Below are 21,537 nucleotides of genomic sequence, written 5' to 3'. Positions count from 1 at the left end.
GGCGGTTACCTTGCGCGCGCCAGCGACCCTCCGCCTGGCAATACAGTGATGTGGCGCGGGATGCGACGTCTGACTGACATTCAGTTCGGCTATGAGCTCGCGCTAAAAAGAAGTGGGTAATTGCAAGCACTGAAACCGGAGTGATAATCTCAAGGCACATCGCTTGCACGGGCAAACGAGTACGCCAGTGGGTGCAATTCGTAAAACGGGGAAATGTCATGGATGAGCGAAAACGCGACAGTATGGTCGCTTACCTGCGCCGCCGAATGGCTGAAGTCGGCATCGAACTGGATGATCTCGCGACGGCGATCGGCGAAGACAAGATCCGGCAGAAGACGGCTCGATATAGGAGTGCCACAGGAGAAACCTGGTCAGGCGACGGTGAGATGCCGCAATGGCTGAAGCAGGCCATTAGCGCGGGCCAGTCCCTCGAGCACTTTGCCGTAGCGCGCGCGGTACAGCCTGAGCCCGAGACGGGTTCGAAGGTGGATTGGCGTCAGGATCCGTTCGCCGGCAGCCGGCTGGCGGCTGTACAGCCGTCGCATCGGGACCTGTGAGCGGGCGAACCGCTCGCACCCTGGCTCGCCCGACTGACGTCAGGAAAGCCCAATGAGCCCGATATGCCAAAACGGCACGCAATCGATGCCGCCGTCGATGCCAATGCTGGACTGAGTTGAACGTCATTGGTAATCTGCGTGCACAGAACAATGTCTCGACCGCACTGATCTTGACCTTCATTCCGGGAGGATTCATGCAAGTGAGCACGGAAATGCTTGTCGACATGCTTCGCGAAGTGGAAGCAGAAGATCCCATCGACTATGCAGACCTGCCGTTCGGTGAACAGGAACTCAGACGGCTCATTGTCAGCTCGCTCGTTGAGCGTCACCACAACGTAGAGACAGGCATGTCCGTCTCCGACATCCATGCGCTGTACCTCCTGAGCACCGCCAAGCTTGTTCTCGAAAACACGGTCCTCCACGCGCGACTGCTTCTCCTTCAGGGGCATCAGTTCGACATGGAGGCGTTGCTCGCGCCTTTCACCCTCAAAGGGAAGCGAAACTGACTGCCTGGCGGTTCGGACGAACGGTAATAGCCAGCCAGTCAGGCGGCCATCCGGTGCTCGTAATACGGCCGCTCCCTGTCGTCGAGTATCGCGTATAACGCGTCCAGATGCTTCGGATCAGGATCCAGCCATGCGTCGAGATGCGCCTCCCTGATCGGCACGATACATCGGTCGTGGCCCGCAGCCGCCACCTCTTCTGGCGGCTCGTCCGTTATGGCAGCAAACGAGAGCAGGTCAGGCTCACCTGGTGCTGACCACGCCGACCACAGGCAGGCGACCAGCATCGTGCGTTGAATTCGAGTACCAGATTCTCGTCCTTTTCACCCTCCGCCAGTTCCCGCCCTTCCTTCTTTGCCCGACTGACGTTCTCATAAAAAACGTCGACCATCACCACGCCGTGTTGATATCCGAACAAGGGCTTCCAGAAACCTTCGAGGTTGTCCCGTCTGGCGTTGTAGGTGCCCGGATACTTGAAATCGTAATTTGCCGGCTTACCTGCAATGCGGCACTGGTACCTCATGGGCTTCACGACCCGCTGCCCATCTTCGACGACCAATACGGGCGCATAATAGCCCGGGAAGATTCTCGAGTCTCGCGGCTCACTCTCACCGCGCCTGATGTCATCAAGCCGGCGAAGCGCCGCTTCGATCTTGTCGCCCGCAATGCGCCTGCTTTCGGTCGCCGCTTTCGTCTGTTTTGCTTGCAGCGTTCGTTCTGCAGCGACTAGCCTCGCGCGCTGCCTGAACAGTTCTTCCTCAAGCGTCTTTGCCTGACCCGCGTTGTACTGATCGATCAGCCGCCGGATTTCGAGCTCACTTTCAGACTGTGGCGCGCGAAACGTGTCATCCATCGCCTTAGGAATCTTCGCTTTCACCCGTCCCTCGGCGCGCTCCCAGTAGAGCCGCGCAAATTCCCTGATATCCATGTGTGCGCCGAACGTCCGCACGTACCGTTTGTAATCAGCTTCAATCTGCGCCGAGTAGCACCTAGTCGCTCCAGTCAGCGCGGCAAACTTCGCCAGCCAGTCTACGCGCTAGACGTGCGCTCGCTCAAGCGCACCAACAATGTAGTCTGCGCCTTCGCGCACCGGCTTCGCCGCCCGACCCCGATTCGAAAACAGGACGGGCGTTGGTTGCAGTGTCACGGAGATTGGCCCGGCCGGCACGGGACCTCGACGCTTAACGATGTCAATCACCAGTCCGTCGTGCGTCGGTCGCAATGCGAGCCGTAACGTCGCAGGCGATGAGTCCTGCGATGACGCGAGCGGCCTCACCATGACGAAAATGCTTTCCGTCGACTGCGCCGCCAGATGCAGCCGCCTGAGCGACGAGTCCTTCACGTGCTGCGCCCAGAAAATGACGGCGCTGCACGTGCCCGCCCGAAGTATCTGTTCAACGGACCAGAGGGCATCCCCGCTATTCGCCGCCTTGACAAGCATCACCCGCTCAACCGGAACGCCGATGTAGTGCAGTCCGAGTCCATCCGGCAGATGCGGCGCATTGACGAGCGCGACCGACCCGCCTGGTATCGCAGTGAGCGCCGGGCGCAACAGCCTGAACTCTCCGATCCCCGCCTGCTGCACCAGAAGGTCGACCAGCGCCGCGACTGGCCATCCGCCCCCGGGAAATTCGCGCGACAACACGGGGTACCCCGTCTCGACCACCCGTCCGCGCCCGTGCGCAAGCTGCGACGCGCGCCAGATCGACGGGTGGATATCTTCCGGGCAGACAGATGATGCGTTCATGGGCGTCACAACAATACTGTATAAATATACAGTATCATAGACCTTTCCTACCTGCCAGAGATCCATATGGACGCCCGGGTTCGCAAGCCGCAATCTCACCCGATGCCGGAAGTTGCAGAATTCGTGCGGTCGCTTCGCGACGCCTTTGGCGACGATGTGATCGACCTCGCCATTCGCCAGGGGAAAGCCGGTGAGCCGAGTTTCTACGCGTGCGAAAATGGCCGCTCGGTCGGCACGGGCTCGCCGTCGGGTCTCGCGTGGCGGGTCAATGAGTCCGTGCGCGGCCGGCATTTTTGTTCAGGCTGCGACGGAAGTTGTGTCGCGCAGCAGATGAGCTGTTCAACACACCTTGCTATGCAAGCTCGGAGAAACAACCTGTGAAAGCAGTGATCTGCGGACTGGCGGCATTGATAACGGTCTCGGCCGCATGTGCCGGCGAACGATACGTTGAAATCTGGAATCCGCCAGAGGCGCGCGGCGCGGCTGGCGGGCATCACGATCAGCCGTCCCGCAAGGGGTCTAACCATGAGAAAGCGGACGGCCGCATGGCTCATCGCCATTCGCCCCGACGTGTGGTTGTGCACGCCCCTTTTTCTGCCGCTCCCGTGCGGGCAGCAAGTCAGGCGAGCCGGCCAACGTTCGACGACATCCCGCGTCAGTTGACGCCCGAGGGGAACGTGCTTCGCGTGGACGGCAGGACCATGCGTGCCAAGGTGGAACGCTGATGCAAAGCGAGACCTATCGGGGCTATGTGCTGTGGGGCCACGCGATCCTCGAGCAGCCGGCGCCCGAGCGCGAACGCTATGCCGCCAGCGGAACCGTTACGAAGGCTGGCAAGTTCGCCGAGGCGTCAGGCATTCTGGGCGTTGCCGATTCGGAGATGGATGCGGAACACATCGGCCTCGAATGGGCACGCGCGTGGGTCGACAATCATTTGTGAATTATGCGTGCAGCTAATGTGAAAGTGCCGAATGCTTCATCCGCTCCCCGGATGCCATTCGTCCACTCACTTTCTTCGCAACTGTATTCGCTGCGGAAAGTCATGCCGACTTTCCCTGTCTTCGTCCTGGAGCTCAAACCATCAAATCCCGTCATGAAAGGATCTGTCCGATCGCGACCAGGCCTGTGTATCGTTCAAACTGTCCTTTCCACAGCGCTTGATTGATTCCAAAAGACTGGGCAACCCTCTATTCATCGTCAGTCGAACTCGCAGATTTTTGCTCGTCCGGGCAGACACCCAATCGTACCCATATTTCTCTTTGCCGCCGGTCGCGCATCACCTCCGGGTCAATGGGCCTAAGCGTAATCCGCGCCCGGTGAAGCGGCCCATCCAGCTTTTTCACTGGCCGTTCCAGATCGCCAGTGACTCCTCCGCCGGATTGCTCCCGTCCTCAAGACATCGCTTCATCACAGACCTCCGCTTCAATCCTGGGTCTACGTCTCGACGGTGGATCCTTTTACGAATCCATGGCCCCCCTGAAAAAAGCTACGATGTCCGCCGCACCGGATCCGCGTTGCTGCATTTGATCGAGCGGCCCTGGGCATCAAGCACTCCCTATGTCCGTAGTCTTTTCGCCGGCTAACCGTTCGGCACCGGCGCTCGCTGCCCGATGCCGAAAGCCGTTTTCATTGACGACTTCCGCGCTTGAAAGCGATGTGTTCGCACAGTGAATCGCGGCCAACGAGATGAACGGCACTAGACCATCTGCTCCTTTTGAAGCGTTTATTGCCCACTCGCGCCTAGCCGGCGAAAACAATTACGAGAGCCTCAATTTACTCGTTGCCTTCGTACGCCTATCGCCGTCTGTTTCATCGGTTTGTTTTGGTCATAAGCGGACGCCCTATCAGATTGCTCCTCGATATCCGTAGTCTGTTTGGATCCGTTAGAACGCTAGTCGGCCGTTTTTCCGCCGCTTTCCCCATAGACGCAGTCTTTTCGCACGGGTTACCATGCAGCCTCCTTCGGTTTTCTGAACTGGGCGATCGCTGCGTCGATCACACGCTTCGGAGCGTCCGCAAAGGCGTCGACCGGTTTCGCACCACCGAGCAGCCGGCACGACGCGTAGAACCACCACGCGCGATCCCATCCATCGCTTTTTGTGCCGCGGTCCGGAAGAATCGCGAGCAGCGTTTGCGATGTCCGGAAGCGCATGACCCTCGTGATCGAACTGGAAATCAGGATAGACATAGCGCCGACGGGGCTCATTCCATACCCCGAAAATGATGCCGTCCGTTTGCAAACGGTGGACGTATTCAGCCACATCCTTCGATGGCATGCCCAGCCGCGCGGCAATCCGCTCGCTGTCCGGCCAGTCCTTTGCGAGCAGTTCGTCACGAAATGCCAGGGCGGACGAGCATCCAGCCTCCTCATAGCCTGGGTCACATATGTTCAGCCATAGCCCCAGTACTCTGCGCACACAGTGCGGGCGCAAGTCGATGCGTACGCTCTCGCTGGCACCGAAGATTGAGTGCGGACCCGTCCGCCAGGCTAGCGATTGCTTCTCCCAATACTCACAATCTGCGGGGTACATGGGTCGACCGCACCGATCGCAAATGCATACGGGGACCAAGTTGCCGTCACGGTGCTGGCAGTCAAACAAAGGAATCTCCGCGCGTCCAACTGACGCTCAGCGATCAATGAAAACGGCATCAGGACTTCCATCTCCCGTGATCGTTGAGCGCGAAAGAATGGCTCTCGCATCGGTGCAAACTTGACGACCGCCAAAACACACAGTAGCGAATGCGGTGTCCCTCATCGACCGAAACACTTAACCCTCACTTCCTTCGCTTACCCTTCCCTCTTGACTCGACTGTCTACCATCTCGAGAGAAAGTTTGTTGCGCAGTTTTGTCAGTGCGACCACGTCACCGATTCCCAAAACTGGATGCGTGTGAATAAGTCGGCTACGGCACCATGCAGGCCACTCCTCATCATCGTCGTCGAGCGCGAGCCAAGCCATCGGCCTTCTGCGATGGACGTCCGTCAATATTTGCAAGCTCCGAGGCAATCGCGCGAAGACTGATCCATCCATTGCACTGTGCCAGGTCGCTCCAATCACCCGCAATCGAAGTTCTTCGGGCAGGTAGCGAGCAGCCTTGACAACTCCTTTAAATACGCTCACCCAACTGGTTGATAGGACGATGCGGATGTCCGGAAATGGTGCCAACACCTCAACCAGCAGATCCGCGTGCTCAAATACCCGATGGCCCGGCGGACTTTTGACGTAAGGTGGCCTACCTGCGCGCCGCCAGACGTCAGACGGATGCAGGACGCCATCAAAATCCAGGTACAGTATGAGCCCGCCTGTTACGGTAGGCGGAGCAATTGCTGTCGCCCTTGATGGCGACATACTCAGCCGCCCCGCTGACAACGACCACGCAGATCGCGCACGACTCACGTGCAAAGGCCATATCGCAAATGATGCAGGACCTGCAAGACCTTCTCCCTCTTGCCTTGCGCTAGCAGGTCAAGCGCACTACGCCCCCCGAACCCTATTGTCCGGCCGACCAGCCAGCCGGCCGCCATTTCCTCCGATTCAAACGTCGCCAGGAGTTCGGAAAGTAAGGACTCGTCGACCAAACGTAGAACCTCCGTCACACGTCGCCCTGTATCTTCAAGAGCCTCGTAAAGTCCTGACGCTTCAGCCGCCAGCGTTTCGATTTGCGTCACCGTCTTCTCCCGATCACGAGAGCGAATAGTTTCGATCGAACTCGTTACATGACCGCACGGACTCTTCGATCGCCACCCTGTTAGCGCATTCGGCGTACGCTCTCTTACCCGCCAAGTGATGGCGCCAGCCCGATCCAGAGACTCATGCCCGCGTGCAACGCGTTCGCATCCGTGACCACCGTCAATCCACAGTCCCCCGACCGACCGACTACCCTCAAATTCAACATTTATGTTGAATTTGAGGGTAGTCTAAAATCAAACACGCTTCAAGTCGAAATCCAGCATCATCACAATATCTATTATCAATCGTCTGTCGAATACGAGGATATTTCGACGCCGTCGCTTAAGATTCCTACGCCCCCCGTCCGCCCCGCCAAGAATGATGAGCGCAAACGTGCCGGAAAGCGGATCCAGCCGCGTCAAAAACAACCGGCCAAGGAAAAGACCGCACGCTCAACCCGGATGCGTCGGGTCAGCCCAGCGATATGCCGGCGCTGGCTGTCACTTCGACCGCTAATCCAAGTAAGAAGTCGTCTTGAACAACCAAATATAAACATATATATTGATAGTGTATCGATACGCGGAATGCGTAGAAGACGGATGCCATCCGCCAGTTCGCTCAGAAGCCAAAACGGTCTCTCGATATAGAGTCACTGCTATCCGACAGGGCATATATCGGACCCTTATTTCTTCGTGAGTGTGATCCAAGTCGTTCAATCGGGGATTGGGACATTGTGAAACATACTGACTTCCGCCTCGGTCAGGAATTTCTTGGGCCTGCCGGCCTTAAGTGGCGGTGTACGGACATCGGATCCAGAACCGTAGCGGCGATCAAGCTTGTTCACGAGGATCCGATCTGGTACCAAGGTCCGCCGTACATCGTTCGCGAAATGGTGCTCGATGAGAAGGACATGGAAGAATGCTACCCCGACATTGTCGCACTCATCGTTGACCGGCTCCGACAGTCTCAGGCGTCGATCTATCCGAAGCAAAACCCAGATGATTTTTTTACCCTGCTCAACGAAGAAAACACGGCGACCCGCGGTAGCTATCCAAATAGACGATTTTTGCGCTTCGATAGAGTGCGATGCGATGGTGAGATCCTCCACCCTTATTCTGCGAAGCGTGCAAACAACGGGGAGTGGGTCCTACAGATCTTTCTGATTTTTCCTTGCACATACATCGAAATGCTCGAGGCAGACTTTGTCCTGCTCCCTATCGTGACAGAGGACGCTCTGAAGGCTCGTGCCGGTCTGAGCCGTCACCCGAGCATCCCGCGGCGGCAATGAACCGACTCATCCGCACCCAGTAACCGCTGGTCGGCAACTAGAGATGTACTTTCCCCGCCCTTATCCGGATGAACCAACGCTGAGTATGCTCATCCGTGCGGCACGGCATTTTGGACTTTCCCTGTCAGAGGTATTTCGGGACATACTGAGTCTTCAAACGTTGTATGCCAGTATCGCACGGCCATTCGCCCTCCCCACTCTATCGGATTTGACAAAGGTCACATGCGCTGATTTGATACAACGTAACACGTTCTTCCCATATGTTGCCGCGTTTCTTACCTCCGCTCAGCATCAAGCGATGTGGGTAGACCTTTTGACGGACCGCCCCGTTACATTCGTCAGATTCAATTTCATTGAGGGGACAACTCGACAGAATCGTTTCTATTTAAAATATTGCCCTACATGTTTGGACGAAGATCTACAAAAATTCGGTGAAACGTACTGGCATCGCGAACATCTCTTGCCCGGTGTGTGCATCTGCACGATCCATCGGCAAACACTGTATACGACTGACGTGCCGATGTGGCAGAGTTACCACAAAAATCTCAATACGTTGCCCTTCGATGCACAAGGGAAGGCAATTGCCTTCCTGACGGAGCGACATCTTCTGGAAAAGATTGCCACGGCGTCACAACTGATGCTCGCAGGACTGACGATACCGGTCCAAGTGCAAATCCAACGATATCAAGTGCTCCTCGATCTACTCGGCGATCGGTCGTGCACACCCGCGACCGTCGATCGTCGCGTGTTCGCCGAACTTGCCTCGTTCTATGGCGCAGATTTTCTGGCTGCAAATAATTTCGAAACGCCGCGCAGCAAGAGCCTCTTCGTGCGACGCAGTTGTAGTTGTGCGCGTCTTAACGCAAGCTTTTCTTTCAACGCTTATAAGCATTTACTGTTGAATATCTATCTCGACCATTTGCTGTCTGCTTGATACGCAGCAATGCGCTATGTTGTAGCGCCAAGCTTTGCCATGAATTTACGGAGTCTCGTTCGCCCGTGTGAATTCCGATCGATTGTCGCCTAGTAACAGCGCGCCGTTATCGCTGTCTCCGCTCGATGACACGTCCTTGATGCGGAATCCGCAGGCAGGCGAGCGATGTACGCGGAAAAAGATTGATTGCTCTGCTATCACCGAGAATACAAGCGATCAATCGCTTCCCACGCTCGAAGTCACTCTATATGTGCACTTATTGATCATCTTGAGATGCCGGCAGTGACGGATACCCCCTTGGCGACGTCGACGTGAGCATGCGAATGACACGTGTTTTTTGAAGGTGGGTCGACAATACCTCTGCAATGAGTAGCGCACACGCGCGAAGCGCCGAATACGCAACCTTCGGCTCGACGCATTCCTTTTATGAACTCTTTTTCTCGAATCCGATCTTGGGCCTCGTCGATGTTGCTCAGCAATCCGACGAACGTTGACCTTGCTAATGCTCTGTTCCTGTCGACGGGGGCTGCGCTGCCGGCGGATGTACCCATCAAATCGGACAGGTTGACTCTTTCCAAATCTCCACGACCTGATTCCTCCATCGAGAGAGGGCCACGAGTCCTTAAGCAACACTGGATTTCGTTTAACATAGCGTGTCGCGTGCAAAATATTCCCAAACTTCGACAGTTTGCACGGTGGCCTTTTGATACTTCGCAACAACTTCTGAGCACGCGTATCGCTTGGCTCTATAAACAGCCCCGTGATCTGTTTCTTGGGCCGATCCGGCTCGATGGTTTGCCATGTAGTACTGACCTGCATCCTATGTAGCAACGTAATTACATCCTGAAGATCCTGATGAGAGTTTCCATAAAGGCGAATTCTCGAATACCAGTCGGCCCAAAACACACCGAACTCACTCCAGAAGTCTCTCCGGATCAAAATCTCGAGCGACGGCTGTCCGATGCATGAATCGATCTCAACCCGTGTGCGGTTCATCTCGATCGCCATCAAAGAATACGCGCAAGAGTAGTCAAGTACGTCTCCTCTGGCCTGTGCGCGGCAGAGGCAAAAGAAAAGCGCGCTCACGAACTTCCAACTCAATTGCGCGCCGCGGGGCACACGACGCACCGCCTCCTCAAACGACACGTATTCCCACATCCCTCCCATAATATCCATCTCGATCACATCCGGAAGGGGCATAAATCCTTGTTCCAACCTCGCGCGCCTTGCCTCCAGTTCCCCAAAACTGTAGTTCCTCTCCGAAGCCAACTGCCAGATGAAGCACGTGTCATCCATCAGAAAATCGACACTAGCGTTTCGTCCGGAAATATCTCGCACGCACGCTTTGTAAATACCATTTTGCCTCCCGCTTAATGAGTGGGATTTTAAGCACTTTATGAATTGCGCCCACCGCCGCCTCGCACTTTCAAATGGAACCCCGGGTCTTTCCGCCATCCGACCCAACGTCGTCGGACTGTCCCCCCCAGCAAGGCTACGAGCAAGCCGCAGGCAAAGTCGAGCTCGCATGTAGAACAAATCGTCCGCGCGCCGAAATGTCGATGGATCCGCCTTGTTACGAAAGAACTGAATGAAGCAGCCTGGCGAAGGATCGAATACATGCACGGGCAGGAACCCATAGAACCTTCTTTTGAGAAGTTCAAGGAAAGGATCTTCCGACATCGTGACCTTCCTATCTTTCGTTGAACACAGTATATGTAAGTCAGCAGTGTCGCGAAACACGTTTCCCGCTCAGAGAAATGGAGCGTCGCACGACGACTCGTCTGAATTTACATCGTGTTGCTTCCGTGATCAGAACCCATTTTTCTGTGCGCATCACGCTTCACTGAGGTTGCTATGGGACGCGGCCCTCGAAGAATGACCGAAGACATCATCGATCGGTGGAAAGCCGAAGGGCGTGGCTCAGGCAACGGCTCTGGCTATAAACCGTGGCTCGAAGTTTTCGACTTTTCCTCAACTGGCAAAGTAAATCGAATATATAGCCCGAAACTGAGGCGCGTCGTTCACGTTATGTCTACAACGGAGGAGAGAACTTTCTACGGACTAGAATGGCTTCGTTCTTCGATAGAAATAAAAGAGCAATGCCCGCTCGATCGAGATCTCACTCTTGAGATTGCGAGCATCTTGGGCATCAAGCATCCATACTATCCAGGTACGAATGTGCCTACGGTCATGACGGTGGATTTCCTCGTAACGAGCAAGTATGACGGATGTCCGCCCTCGATTCAGGCATACGATTGCAAGATAAAAGATGAAGCCGAAGATTCCCGATCGATCGAAAAACTATCAATCACGCAAGCGTACTTCGGCGGTATGGATATACCTCATCGCCTTATTTTTGACTCAGAGCTTCCCACGCAAAAGTTGAAAAATATCGAATGGATTCGCGCAGGCGTGATCAAACCCGGTGAAGAAGAATCATACGCCGGCGCATTACGAGACCGAGCACGTAGCATGACTAGCGAACTCCAGTGTTCCACCCAAAAGCAACCGTTGAATGCCTACTGCGAATCATTCGAGATCCGACACGGCTTGAACGCTGGCGATGGTCTGAGAGTCGCAAAGATCCTCTTGTACGATCGAGTATTGCTTTGCGATCTGAATAATCGCAACCTCGCAACTTGCCCTCTTGCGGCATTTCGAATCGATGCAGCCTCACACGATCAACGCGCTTCCGGTATGTAGTATCACTCGGCTCCATTGCAATAATTCACTTTCGTTCTGGTAATTTGGTTTAGCGTTAGGAAGGAGGAACAGTAAATGGAGCCCGCGAACCAACCTTGTGTTTCACCGACACTACTCGTTCCGAACGACGTCTTCATCGACGACAAGGGTACTCGATTTCGTCTTCTTCGTGTTTGTGGTGATGACGCGTGGATAATCAATCTGACAGACAAAAACGCGTGGCCAAGAATCTGCGCTTATGCTGTTCTTGCCAAATCGATTAACGCAAAAAAGGCAAGAATCGTCAAAACTGGGGTATCACGACAAACTCCATTTTGCTCACGCGCAACAGCTGCTCGTCGCACACTGGCGTATGGCACGATTGCGCCCTTGATTTCCAACCCACTGATACTCGACGCAGTCCATCGGGGCCCTCTTGTGACCGAACGCGCCGAAAAAACAGGTCACTCAAAAACAACCATCAACAAATACCTTCGCTTGTATTGGACGGGCGGCCAGACGCAGGACGCTCTCCTCTTCACCTTCACCAGCATCTGCAATATTCCTCGCGGACTTACCAATGGTCGTGGAAAGCGCAGCGTCAGATACGACACTTATCAACTAGGCGAAGCGGATATTGAGAACATAAGGAATTCCATTGAAAAACACTATTTTACCAATGCAACACACACGCTTGCATCAGCTTACTTAGAGATGTTGAAAGAAAAGTATTCCTTTTTTGATGGAAATGGAGATTCGTTCATCAAGCCCGCCGGAGAGCGACCATCGATGCGCCAGTATTCAAACGTCTTCAAACGTCTATATCCGCTCGAAGAACGATTGCGCCGACGAAAGGGCGAGAAAGACTTCAATCGCGATCACAATCACCATCTTGCGGGAGCACTATGTGATGCGATCGGCGCGGGACATGTGTATGAAATCGACGCAACGATTGACGATGTGTGGCTTGTCGCAAAAGACAACAGAATGCAAATAATCGGAAAACCGACCAAATATCTGATCTATGACAGCTACAGCCGTCTCTGCACTGGTTTCTACGTAGGATTAGAGAGCGCATGTTGGGAATCCGCAATGCAGGCTATCCTTAGCATCGCCGAGAGCAAGTCGGAATTGTGCGCGAAACTGAAGGTTCCGTGCGATCCGTCCGATTGGGTCGCCCAAGGAGTATACCCGTCGAAATGGCTTGGAGATTGCGGTGAAATGATCAGCCATAACAGTAATCGGATATGTGATGGGATGGAAGGAACGCTTAGTAACGCACCGCCACTCAGCCCACAGACGAAGGGCATTGTCGAGTGCGGCTTCAAGTCCATGCACGTCCAGATTGCTTCAATAACGCCAGGGTACGACCCTCCAAGTAATGCCAAACGACGACGGGGTAAACATTATGAAAATGATGCCTCCCTCACAGTGGATGAATATACCGCAGTCATACTACTGGCAATTATCGAGCATAACAGAACGTTGATGAAAAAATACCAAGCCCATCCTAGTGTCGTTATGAGGACCCGCCCAGTTCCCATCGAACTCTGGAACGACAGCATCAGGAACCAAGTCGGCAACCTATGGCGTTACACCGAAGATTATCTGCGTCTAAAGCTTCTTCCTATGTCGACAGGAACAGTACAAAGTGAGGGAATCGCATTCGGAGACTGCTTCTACTCTTGCCCGGAACTCGAAAAGAACGGATGGTTTATCTCGGCGGCAAATAGGGGACGCTCAGACGTCTCAGTCTCCTTCGACCGAAGACTGGTTGATGCAATCATTGTATATGATCCAAACAATCCAAACCTCGCATACAGGTGTGAGCTCACTCCACGCTCGGCACACTTTAAAGGATATTCGTTTTCTGAGGTTAAGTTTATTAAAACCATTACTAAGCAAGTTATTGCGGACAACGAGCAGGATGATCTGCAAAGGCGTTGCAATTTTTCTACCAAGGTCTCTGAAATCACTGATCCAGCGTTTTCTGAGATGAAGGAGGCGACTCAAGGCAAATCCAGAAATGCGCGCAAGACGCACGCTGCTGACGCCAGACTTGCCGAGAAAACGGAACGACGCCAGGCTGAAGCCACGATTCCGTTGAACATTCTTGATTCAACTTCGAGCGAGCCCGGACACGGTTCTGGAATATTACCTGCGAACGTCGTTGCGATGCCCACTCGAAAGGCGAATTCCACGCCGGCGCCCGCGCCTATCATCGAAATCGACACTCCGGCGCCAAGCGATTCAGATTCCAACGCGACATGCGCTGAACCACCAGTTCCCAAGAGCTTGGAGGAGCGACTTGCCATGAAAAGACAGGAGTTGTTAAATGGATCTGACCAGTAGCCACAGCGAATACCTCGAACAGCTTCAGAGGAATCCGCTCATCGAGGCATTGCCTCACACGCCGAACCATGACGAATTGCGCCGAATTGGCTACAGGAATCCGCCATTGAAACTCGAACATCGAGAATGGCTCGCAGGCCTAGGCCTCCAAATTCCTACGCATCTTTTAGATTTCCGTGGTCTCTTCGCTGTTACCGGAATAGGAAAAAGTTCGAGCGTCCGTGCGAATTTGGAGCGCCATTTTCGCGTCACTCTCCGACATACTTCCAGAGACGCTTTTGCACCCCGGCTGCGCGTCGAAGCTCCGCCCGATAGCAGAAGTTCAACAGTGTTCGTCGTTTCGTTACTGCACCAGATGCGCCGTATGTCATCCGCTGCCGTCTCCACGGACGTCGTCGCAGTTCACGAGCAACAATCGAAACCGCATCACTTGAAGTGTGTCAGATCGCTAATGGACCTCGCACTCTTGCGGGCGCATGCTTTTGATGAACAAAAAATCGGTTTCGACGAAAAAATCCAAGGCACTTCGTCGGGTATTTTCTTGACACCCGAATTTGTATTTCTGGATCCGCACACAAATGGATGTGAACATCGCGACCGAAGGCAAGTTCAGAGCGATCGCAAGAAGAGGATTCCAACGCCGATACAATTCGTACTCACGTCGCAGCGTTGTCGGTCGAGAGCGAATGTTCCATTGACCATATTCGCATCGCACAGGACGAATCCACATACTCGTCAACAACATCACCAACCGACTCGACCCGGGGTCCGCAAGCTTTAACATATCCATTGAGTCAAATCTTAGTCCAAAGATAGTAAATCGATTGGATCCGACACACAACTTCCAGCCCTGCTGTATGTGGGACCCGCACTGTGCCAACATCCAACAGATGTGTAAAGGAACGAGTCGGCGTAATGAAGAGGAGCTTAAATATGGACTCGACAAATGGGCCGAGAGATCACTCCGTCACGGCGCGGTACATCGAGCAAGAAATACCGCAATACAAAGGCAATCCGCTGATCGAAGCATTGCCCCCTTTGTGGGATATCGACAAATGGTGCGAATTCCTATTGCAGATGCCGGAGTTTGATCCCGAGCAGCGGAAATGGCCAGCAGGCCAGCGCCTCTGTATGCTCGAATCCCTCCTCAATTTCCTGGTACCTCTTGATCGACACATCCGCCTTGCTTGCGCAGTCGACTGCATAATACGAGAGGGCTACGTCGGTCGCGGTCCGCGTACAGCGCATCACGTAACTGTACTTCAGCAGCTCTATGAAGCAAAGCAGTCCGGACATGTGCTACGGCCGGACGGAAAAGATGAGCAAGATTACGCCCAGCGATCAAGCTCCCTGATCGGTGTATCGGGCATGGGAAAGACCTCAAGTCTTAAAAAGATCCTGAAACGCTATTTTCGCGTTATCGAGCATCCGGATTTCGATGGACACATTCAAATTCCTTGGCTGCATATCGAGGCCCCACCAGATGGAATGAACGCGAAAGAGCTGGCACTGTCAATTTGCCGCCAGATCTACCACTTAAGGAAGGATATCGCTCCCCTCAAAGAGTTTCCTTTTCATGGATATCAGACAGAGCCTGCAATCATGAACAATGCTGCACGCTTGATGCACCTCGCGCACGTTGGTTTGCTTGTTGTCGATGAGATACACCGACTGAAGTCGATCGGGACGGGAAAAAGCAAGCTGTTGAATCTACTTGTGGCCGCTTCAAATGAACTCGGCATCCCCGTTCTTTTCGTCGGAACTAGCAAATCCCTTAAGCTTCTAGGTCTGGACTTCAGCCCCGGTCGACGCTCGGTTGGGAGCGGATTTATGCCATGGAACGTCTTGGAGACATCGCGCAATTTCGACCCAACGTCGCGGGGGGAATGGGAGCATTTCATCACGGCCATTTGGAAGTTGCAATGGCTTCGCACATTCACACCACTGACCGAAGGATTGTCAAAAACGATGTTCGCATACAGCCAGGGAATTGTGGACATCGCGTTGAAACTGTTCATGGCTGTACAGCAGGATGCTATTTTCGACGAAAGTGAGGCGATAACTGCACAGGGAATAAAGAACGCTTGGGAGCGTCATTTCGTCCTTGTGCACCCCATGATCGCGGCGCTGGAGGCTGGCGACCTTAAGGCGCTTGAAACATATGGAGATATCGCTCCTATTACGATTAGCTCACTCTCTGCAGAAGCGCGGTCTTTGTATCATGGCCCTCGGGACCCCCTTGCCTCTCTACGCCCCGGCGACGCCAGGTTCGCGCCTGCGATTGCAGCCGAACTCGTGAATCGTGGCTTTAGCGTTCAATGTGCTTTCGACCGAGCCACACAAGTTGCAGCTCAAGAGAAGACCAGGGACGTCAAAGAAGGGGTAAAAGCGGCATTCACTTGTCATTCTCGATCTGGAAAAAGAAAATACAGCGAAGACAGTATTGCTGCTAAGTCACCCTCGTCGCCTGCTGATTATCGAAATGCAATTCTAGCTGCCAAAGAGGAAGGATGTACGATTTTCTCGAAGCTCTGTGACATGGGAGCGGTCTTCGATTTCGACGCTTTACTCGAATAACCACAATTCACGTCGTCATTAACATACATGTGTTGATCGTCATCCCCTCCGACTCATGACGGATTACGCTGCATTTTTCCTTGGCCAGACAGAGTTCTTTAAGGAACAAACATGTGGTTCGATCGGATCGAGCGATCAAATGGTAAATTTATGATCGTCGATATTTCACTTAATAGTGGTGCGAAAAGCATCGACATCGAGCAAGCTTACCACCAGCGACTTTCTTACCCTGAAAGGAGATATCTCAGAGCAACGACCAATTTCTCATCATGGTCTCAATCTTCTCCAAAACGATATGCAAAAGTCATCGGGATAACTAAAGACGTAACAGAGCATCACACAATTTATTCTTTCGAATATGCGTCAAAAACAATCCTACTTCCTAGCTGGATACTCCAAATGGGTCTTTTCTCTCCTCCATATCTCATATTTCCCTATCTCTATAGTATATACGGGTTGGATTTTCTATGTTTTTTGCAAGAAAATGAGACAGGAACTTCGGTTGAGCTTGCAGACGCGCGTCATAAGCACCTTATCCTGGAAAATCCCACCCATGCGCTCGAACGCCTCATTTGGTTCCGCTCTTTCCCATCTGCAAATCGGGCGTGGAAAAGTGTATATCGTTCAGCTACAAAAGGGAATATTTCACTAGATCTTCCAAATGCGAACATAACCTGCTCAGTTAATGGAAAGCTTATCGATGATACGTTATTCGCCGATCGATTTTTGATTACGACACTCCAACCCACGGAGCCACCAATGGATTGGGCGAACGCTGCACCGAGAGAGTTTTGCTTCGACGCGAGGAATACCCGGGAAGTAGAGAGTAATCGCTCTAGGGACCTTGATTTTTTGCGTCCAGACGGAAGCTCGGCGCTGTCAGATCGGGAGTGGCAAGCCATCCAATCTGTTCTTCCGCCAATTCGTGGCTATCATTCCGTGGACGAAAACCGACTTGTACTCGATTTAATTCTTAAGAAACTAGCAGAGGGATTGCCATGGAGGACCATTTGTAAGATGGAATCGGGCGAGATAGCCTACGACAGCTACTACAAGTTAAAGTCAAAAGGTTGGTGGTCCAGATTCAAAAAAGAATTGTTAAAATGCAGAAGGAATATCAGATCGGATAGAAGATTGTCGATTGGCCGAGAGGGCGGAAATAATCCAACGCATAGGACGCGATTGAGAGACATCGGATTCCCTCCTCGTAAAGGTGCACTTTGGACTGTGTCAGATGCCGAATGGAAAAGTATCGTGCCAATACTTTTTAAATCGCAGGTTGAAGCTAGAGATTCTCATCAGCGTTATCGGTTTATGGTCGACAGCATTATCATCAAGCTTGGAACCGGGAGGACATGGGCCGAAGTTGCATCGTCTCGCGGCCTATCCCGTACAACGCTAATCCGTTTTTTTGGCGTTATAAAATGTGATGGCCGATGGGCAGAGGTCCGTTCTTTTCTCTGCAGCAATAGGTTTAAAGGACACGCGTAGCGCATACGCCGCACAGTAAGGATCGTGGTCAATAGATTACTTACATCGCCGGGTCCGAGAGACTGAACCATTGCTGCATGAAGTGAATGCGCAGCATCGTCGCGACCGGGAACGGCGGGCGGCCCGTCTTGCCTTTCGGGTAATGCGGTTCAATGAGCGCAATCAGCTTCTGCCACGGCACCACGCGTCATCTCATCAAGAAACTCGCGCTTGCGGGTGCGCTTCGTTGACAGATCCAGACCAAGACCAAGCTGTGTCATCACGCAACTCCACAGATTGTCCTGAGAATGCGACCATACCCGTTGCTTAGGCCAGCCCGTTGCCTCTCTCACAGCGGCCTGAAGCTGGATATCGGGGGTCCCAACGCGATGAGCCATGATCTGGGGACGCTCAGATCAGTTACATGAGTTCGGCAGCGCGGACCACTTGATTGAGCAGTGCCGCTGTTGCGATTTTTTCCGGTAGCCGTAGGAGGCAGGCGCGGCGACAAATCAGAACAGGTTTGTCACTGCGGATGACGGTCCACATAGGCGCGAGCCAGATCATATTGGATAGCCTCATGGACGAAATAATTACAATTTGTTATAGATCAATGGCTTAGGCGATTGCGCTGGATCAGGTCGCATTTGCACGTCACCAGCGCGTTTTTTAGTTTTGGACTTCGCTCCCCCACGGCTTGGCACTAGACGCGAACAACGGTCTTCCAGGTCTTCCCCGTCGTCACACCCGGGCACGTCATACACCCAACGCGCAGCCATCCTTGCGATGATCCGATGCACCCGCAAGCGTGCCGTTCTCCCAATCGATCCAGATCGCCTGCGCGCCGCCGATCGCCCAGTTTGGCGGCACCACCTTGAACCCACGCCGGATCAGTTCGTCGCGCGTTGCAGCCGGCAAGGTGGATTCCGCTTCGACGATACCCGTGCCGGGTTGCGGAAACACGCGCGGCAATGCAATAGCCGACTGCATATCCAGTCCGTAGTCCAGCACCTTCGACAGAAAGTGAGCGTGCCCCATCGCCTGATAGTGGCCGCCCATCACGCCGAAGGTCATCTGCACTTTGCCGTTCTTCGTGACCATGCCGGGAATGATGGTGTGCATCGGTCTCGCGCGCGGTGCGATCGCATTGGGATGCCCTGCCTCGACGGTGAAGCTCTGTCCGCGGTTATGCAGCATCACGCCGCTATGCGGCGCCATGATCCCGCTGCCAAAAGGATGAAAGAGCGAGTTGATGAAGCTCGCGCAATTGCGGTCTTTGTCGACGACGCAGATATAGACCGTGTCCTTGTGATCGGCGGGACGGTGCGTGGACACGTCGTTTATCGCGCGCTCGAGTGTGATTCTCTCGCGCAGTGCCGACACGGTTTCCTCCGATAGCAGCCGGTCGACATCCAGCGGCTGGCCGCGCGGATCGCCAAGCAGCGCATCGCGGATCGAATAGGCAAGTCGCGTCGCCTCGATTTCGCGGTGCAACCGGTCGGCGCCGAGAGGATCGTCGGTCGCATCGAATCCTTCGAGAATCTTGAGAATCAGCAGCGCGATGATGCCCTGCCCGTTCGGCGGGCACTCATGCACGTCGTAACCGCGGAAGCTCGCCTTGATCGGCTGCACGTATTCGCCACGGTACTGCGCGAAGTCGTCGAGCGTGTGCAGGCCGCCCTTGCTGTTCAGGCACTGGACCATATCCTCCGCGATGAAGCCCTCGTAGAAGGCGCGCGGACCCGCTTCGGCGATAGCCATCAGCGACTTCGCGAGCAACGGCTGCCGGTGAAGGGTTCCCGCTGCAGGTGCAGCGCCGTCGATCAGCATCTGTTCCCGGCTCGTCTTGTCCAGCGCCAGCAGTGCCGCCTGATTCGCCCAGTCGGCTGCGGCACGCGGCGCCACGGCATAGCCCTCGCTCGCGAGCTTGATCGCCTGCGCAAACAGCGACTTGAACGGCAGCGAGCCGTGATCGCGCGACAGCGTCGCCCAGGCGTCGACGGCTCCTGGCACCGTCACGGCATGAGGCGAGTGGCGCTCGATCGATGAAATGCCCATCGAATTGAGCACCTGCACGCTGGCCGCCTGCGGAGCCCATCCAGAGCCATTGAAGGCGACGATGTCATCGCTGCCACCGCGTGAATACAGCGCGAAGCAGTCGCCGCCTATCCCCGTCGAGCCCGGCTCGACCACACACTGCACTGCGCAGGCTGCAATCGCCGCATCCATCGCGTTGCCGCCCGCTTCCAGGATCTTCACGGCAGCAAGCGTCGAAGCAGGATGCGATGTTGCCGCCATGCCGTTCTTCGACATCACGAGCGATCGTCCCGGTTGCTCGAAATTTCTCATTGTGTTCGCCTGTATTGTCAGTTGCTGTGCAGCGCTTTGCGCCATGCGAGCGTATCGTCGAGTGCGCGAGTGGCGGCGTCGAATATTTCGTCGATCTGCGCATGCGTCACGATGAGCGGCGGGCAGAAATTGACGGTATCGCCTAGCGCACGCGTAATCAGCCCATGCGACAACGCGCGCGTACCGGCATACGCCGCGACGCCCTCGGAAGGCGCAAATGCTTCCTTGCTTTCCTTGTTTGCGACCAGTTCGACAGCGGCAAGCAGCCCCGCGCCGCGCGCCTCACCGACGAGCGGATGCCGGCCGAGTCCGGCCAGCCGCTCCTGAAAGTGCGGCGTCACGGCGCGCACATGTTCGAGAATGCCGTCCTGTTCGTAGATGTTCAGCGTCTCCAGCGCGACGGCAGCGCACACGGGATGGCCGCTGTACGTGAATCCGTGTCCGAACGTGCCGATCTTCTCGCTCTCGGTGACGAGGCCACGATAGATTCGCTCGTTGACCATTAACGCCGATATAGGCAGATAGCCGGCGGACAGTTGCTTGGCCATCGTGATCATGTCGGGCTGCATGCCGAAGGTCTGCGAGCCGAACATGTTCCCCGTGCGTCCGAATCCGCAGATCACTTCATCCGCGACGAGCAGGATATCGTGCCGTTTGAGTACGGCCTGGATCTTCTCCATGTACGTGGCAGGCGGCACGATCACACCGCCGGACGCCATGATCGGCTCAGCGAAAAACGCCGCGATGGTATCGGCACCCTCTTCGAGAATCAGCCTTTCCAGCGATTGCGCGCAGCGCGTAGCGAACTGCTCTTCGCTCTCGCCAGCCAAACCGTAGCGATAGAAATGCGGGCAATCGGTGTGCAGAATCCGATCGATGGGCAAGTCGAAATCGCGATGATTGTTCGGCAGGCCCGTCAGACTCGCCGACGCTACCGTCACGCCGTGATAGGCACGTGCGCGGGAGATGATTTTCTTCTTCTCCGGGCGGCCAATTGCGTTGTTGAAATACCAGATCAACTTGACGGCAGTGTCGTTGGCCTCCGACCCCGAATTCGCGAAAAACACCTTGGACATCGGCACCGGCGCCATCGAAATCAGCTTCTCTGCCAGCAGGATCGCAGGCTCCGACGACTTATGGCCGAACGCGTGATAGAACGGCAGCTTTCGCATCTGCCGGTCCGCAGCGTCCGCCAGCCGGGTCTCGCTAAATCCTAGCGATGCGCAGAAAAGACCACCGAGTCCTTCGATATACCGTTTGCCCTCGTTATCGTAGACATATACGCCTTCGCCACGCTCGATCACCATCGGTCCCACTTCGCGATGCAGACTGAGATTGGTATAAGGATGAAGGTAATGATCGATGTCGTTCTGTTTCAGGTTTTGCATGGGTTCGTTCCTTGATTCGT

At 54.6% G+C, this 21,537-nt stretch carries 17 protein-coding genes and 2 pseudogenes; 10 read left to right on the top strand and 9 right to left on the bottom strand.

From position 1 onward, the window contains the following. Window positions 1-218: 218 nt before the first annotated feature. The gene (locus tag G3O01_RS16070; protein WP_205806110.1) at window positions 219-557 is read left to right on the top strand and encodes an H-NS family nucleoid-associated regulatory protein; all 339 of its coding nucleotides are present in this window, start codon (window positions 219-221) and stop codon (window positions 555-557) included. A 194-nt stretch (window positions 558-751) separates the two neighbouring features. Further along, entirely contained in the window at window positions 752-1,063 is a 312-nt protein-coding gene (locus tag G3O01_RS16065) for a hypothetical protein (RefSeq protein ID WP_205806131.1), read from the top strand. 38 nt (window positions 1,064-1,101) lie between these two features. Here G3O01_RS16065 and G3O01_RS16060 read toward each other — a convergent pair. Both G3O01_RS16060 and imuA read right to left on the bottom strand, forming a co-directional pair. Then, a pseudogene (locus G3O01_RS16060) lies at window positions 1,102-2,066 on the bottom strand (SOS response-associated peptidase family protein). 30 nt (window positions 2,067-2,096) lie between these two features. Next, entirely contained in the window at window positions 2,097-2,807 is a 711-nt protein-coding gene (imuA, locus tag G3O01_RS16055; RefSeq protein WP_205806109.1) for a translesion DNA synthesis-associated protein ImuA, read from the bottom strand. A 66-nt stretch (window positions 2,808-2,873) separates the two neighbouring features. On the opposite strand from imuA, the gene G3O01_RS16050 reads away from it, so the two are divergent. Genes G3O01_RS16050 through G3O01_RS16040 form a run of 3 tightly spaced genes read left to right on the top strand, consistent with a single transcriptional unit; the run spans window position 2,874 to window position 3,747 of the window. Then, complete coding sequence (locus tag G3O01_RS16050; protein ID WP_205806108.1) at window positions 2,874-3,188, top strand: hypothetical protein; 315 nt, start codon at window positions 2,874-2,876, stop codon at window positions 3,186-3,188. Next, window positions 3,185-3,532 carry a hypothetical protein gene (locus G3O01_RS16045; RefSeq protein ID WP_346779194.1) on the top strand — a complete coding sequence of 116 codons (348 nt, stop codon included), beginning with the start codon at window positions 3,185-3,187 and terminating at the stop codon, window positions 3,530-3,532. The genes G3O01_RS16050 and G3O01_RS16045 overlap by 4 nt, the downstream gene beginning before the upstream one ends. Further along, complete coding sequence (locus G3O01_RS16040) at window positions 3,532-3,747, top strand: hypothetical protein (protein ID WP_205806107.1); 216 nt, start codon at window positions 3,532-3,534, stop codon at window positions 3,745-3,747. Before G3O01_RS16045 ends, G3O01_RS16040 begins: the two co-directional genes overlap by 1 nt. A gap of 1,005 nt (window positions 3,748-4,752) precedes the next feature. Here the strand turns inward: G3O01_RS16040 and G3O01_RS16035 are convergent. The 4 genes from G3O01_RS16035 to G3O01_RS16020 form a co-directional block, all read right to left on the bottom strand. Further along, window positions 4,753-4,959, bottom strand: coding sequence for a hypothetical protein (locus G3O01_RS16035; protein ID WP_205806106.1), 207 nt, complete (start codon window positions 4,957-4,959; stop codon window positions 4,753-4,755). A gap of 636 nt (window positions 4,960-5,595) precedes the next feature. Further along, a complete protein-coding gene (locus G3O01_RS16030; RefSeq protein WP_205806105.1) occupies window positions 5,596-6,156 on the bottom strand; it encodes an HAD domain-containing protein in 561 nt (186 codons plus the stop codon). Window positions 6,157-6,200: 44 nt separating this feature from the next. Further along, entirely contained in the window at window positions 6,201-6,476 is a 276-nt protein-coding gene (locus G3O01_RS45325; RefSeq protein ID WP_205806104.1) for an antitoxin Xre/MbcA/ParS toxin-binding domain-containing protein, read from the bottom strand. Between the two features lie 713 nt (window positions 6,477-7,189). After that, window positions 7,190-7,585: a hypothetical protein gene (locus G3O01_RS16020; RefSeq protein WP_205806103.1), complete on the bottom strand. Its 396-nt coding sequence runs from the start codon at window positions 7,583-7,585 to the stop codon at window positions 7,190-7,192. A gap of 223 nt (window positions 7,586-7,808) precedes the next feature. Here G3O01_RS16020 and G3O01_RS16015 point away from each other — a divergent pair, with 223 nt between their 5' ends. The 5 genes from G3O01_RS16015 (at window position 7,809) to G3O01_RS15995 (ending at window position 17,801) form a co-directional block, all read left to right on the top strand. Further along, entirely contained in the window at window positions 7,809-8,699 is an 891-nt protein-coding gene (locus G3O01_RS16015) for a TniQ family protein (RefSeq protein WP_205806102.1), read from the top strand. Between the two features lie 1,875 nt (window positions 8,700-10,574). After that, the gene (locus G3O01_RS16010; protein ID WP_205806101.1) at window positions 10,575-11,402 is read left to right on the top strand and encodes a TnsA endonuclease N-terminal domain-containing protein; all 828 of its coding nucleotides are present in this window, start codon (window positions 10,575-10,577) and stop codon (window positions 11,400-11,402) included. A gap of 75 nt (window positions 11,403-11,477) precedes the next feature. After that, window positions 11,478-13,733 (top strand): transcriptional antiterminator, encoded by a 2,256-nt coding sequence (locus G3O01_RS16005; protein WP_205806100.1) that lies wholly within the window; start codon window positions 11,478-11,480, stop codon window positions 13,731-13,733. Between the two features lie 933 nt (window positions 13,734-14,666). After that, window positions 14,667-16,310 carry an AAA family ATPase gene (locus G3O01_RS16000; RefSeq protein ID WP_205806099.1) on the top strand — a complete coding sequence of 548 codons (1,644 nt, stop codon included), beginning with the start codon at window positions 14,667-14,669 and terminating at the stop codon, window positions 16,308-16,310. Window positions 16,311-16,421: 111 nt separating this feature from the next. Beyond that, window positions 16,422-17,801 carry a transposase gene (locus G3O01_RS15995; protein ID WP_205806098.1) on the top strand — a complete coding sequence of 460 codons (1,380 nt, stop codon included), beginning with the start codon at window positions 16,422-16,424 and terminating at the stop codon, window positions 17,799-17,801. 43 nt (window positions 17,802-17,844) lie between these two features. Here the strand turns inward: G3O01_RS15995 and G3O01_RS15990 are convergent. From G3O01_RS15990 to G3O01_RS15980, 3 genes and pseudogenes are all read right to left on the bottom strand, one after another. After that, a pseudogene (locus G3O01_RS15990) lies at window positions 17,845-18,061 on the bottom strand (transposase); the annotation flags it as partial. Between the two features lie 475 nt (window positions 18,062-18,536). Continuing rightward, a complete protein-coding gene (locus G3O01_RS15985) occupies window positions 18,537-20,129 on the bottom strand; it encodes a gamma-glutamyltransferase family protein (protein ID WP_205806097.1) in 1,593 nt (530 codons plus the stop codon). Window positions 20,130-20,146: 17 nt separating this feature from the next. Next, the gene (locus tag G3O01_RS15980; protein WP_205806096.1) at window positions 20,147-21,517 is read right to left on the bottom strand and encodes an aspartate aminotransferase family protein; all 1,371 of its coding nucleotides are present in this window, start codon (window positions 21,515-21,517) and stop codon (window positions 20,147-20,149) included. Window positions 21,518-21,537 lie beyond the last annotated feature (20 nt).

This window comes from Burkholderia sp. Ac-20365, assembly GCF_017104715.1.
GTDB lineage: Bacteria > Pseudomonadota > Gammaproteobacteria > Burkholderiales > Burkholderiaceae > Paraburkholderia.
Note: the sequence above shows the minus strand (reverse complement) of the source record. Positions and strands in the feature narration are given on the sequence as shown.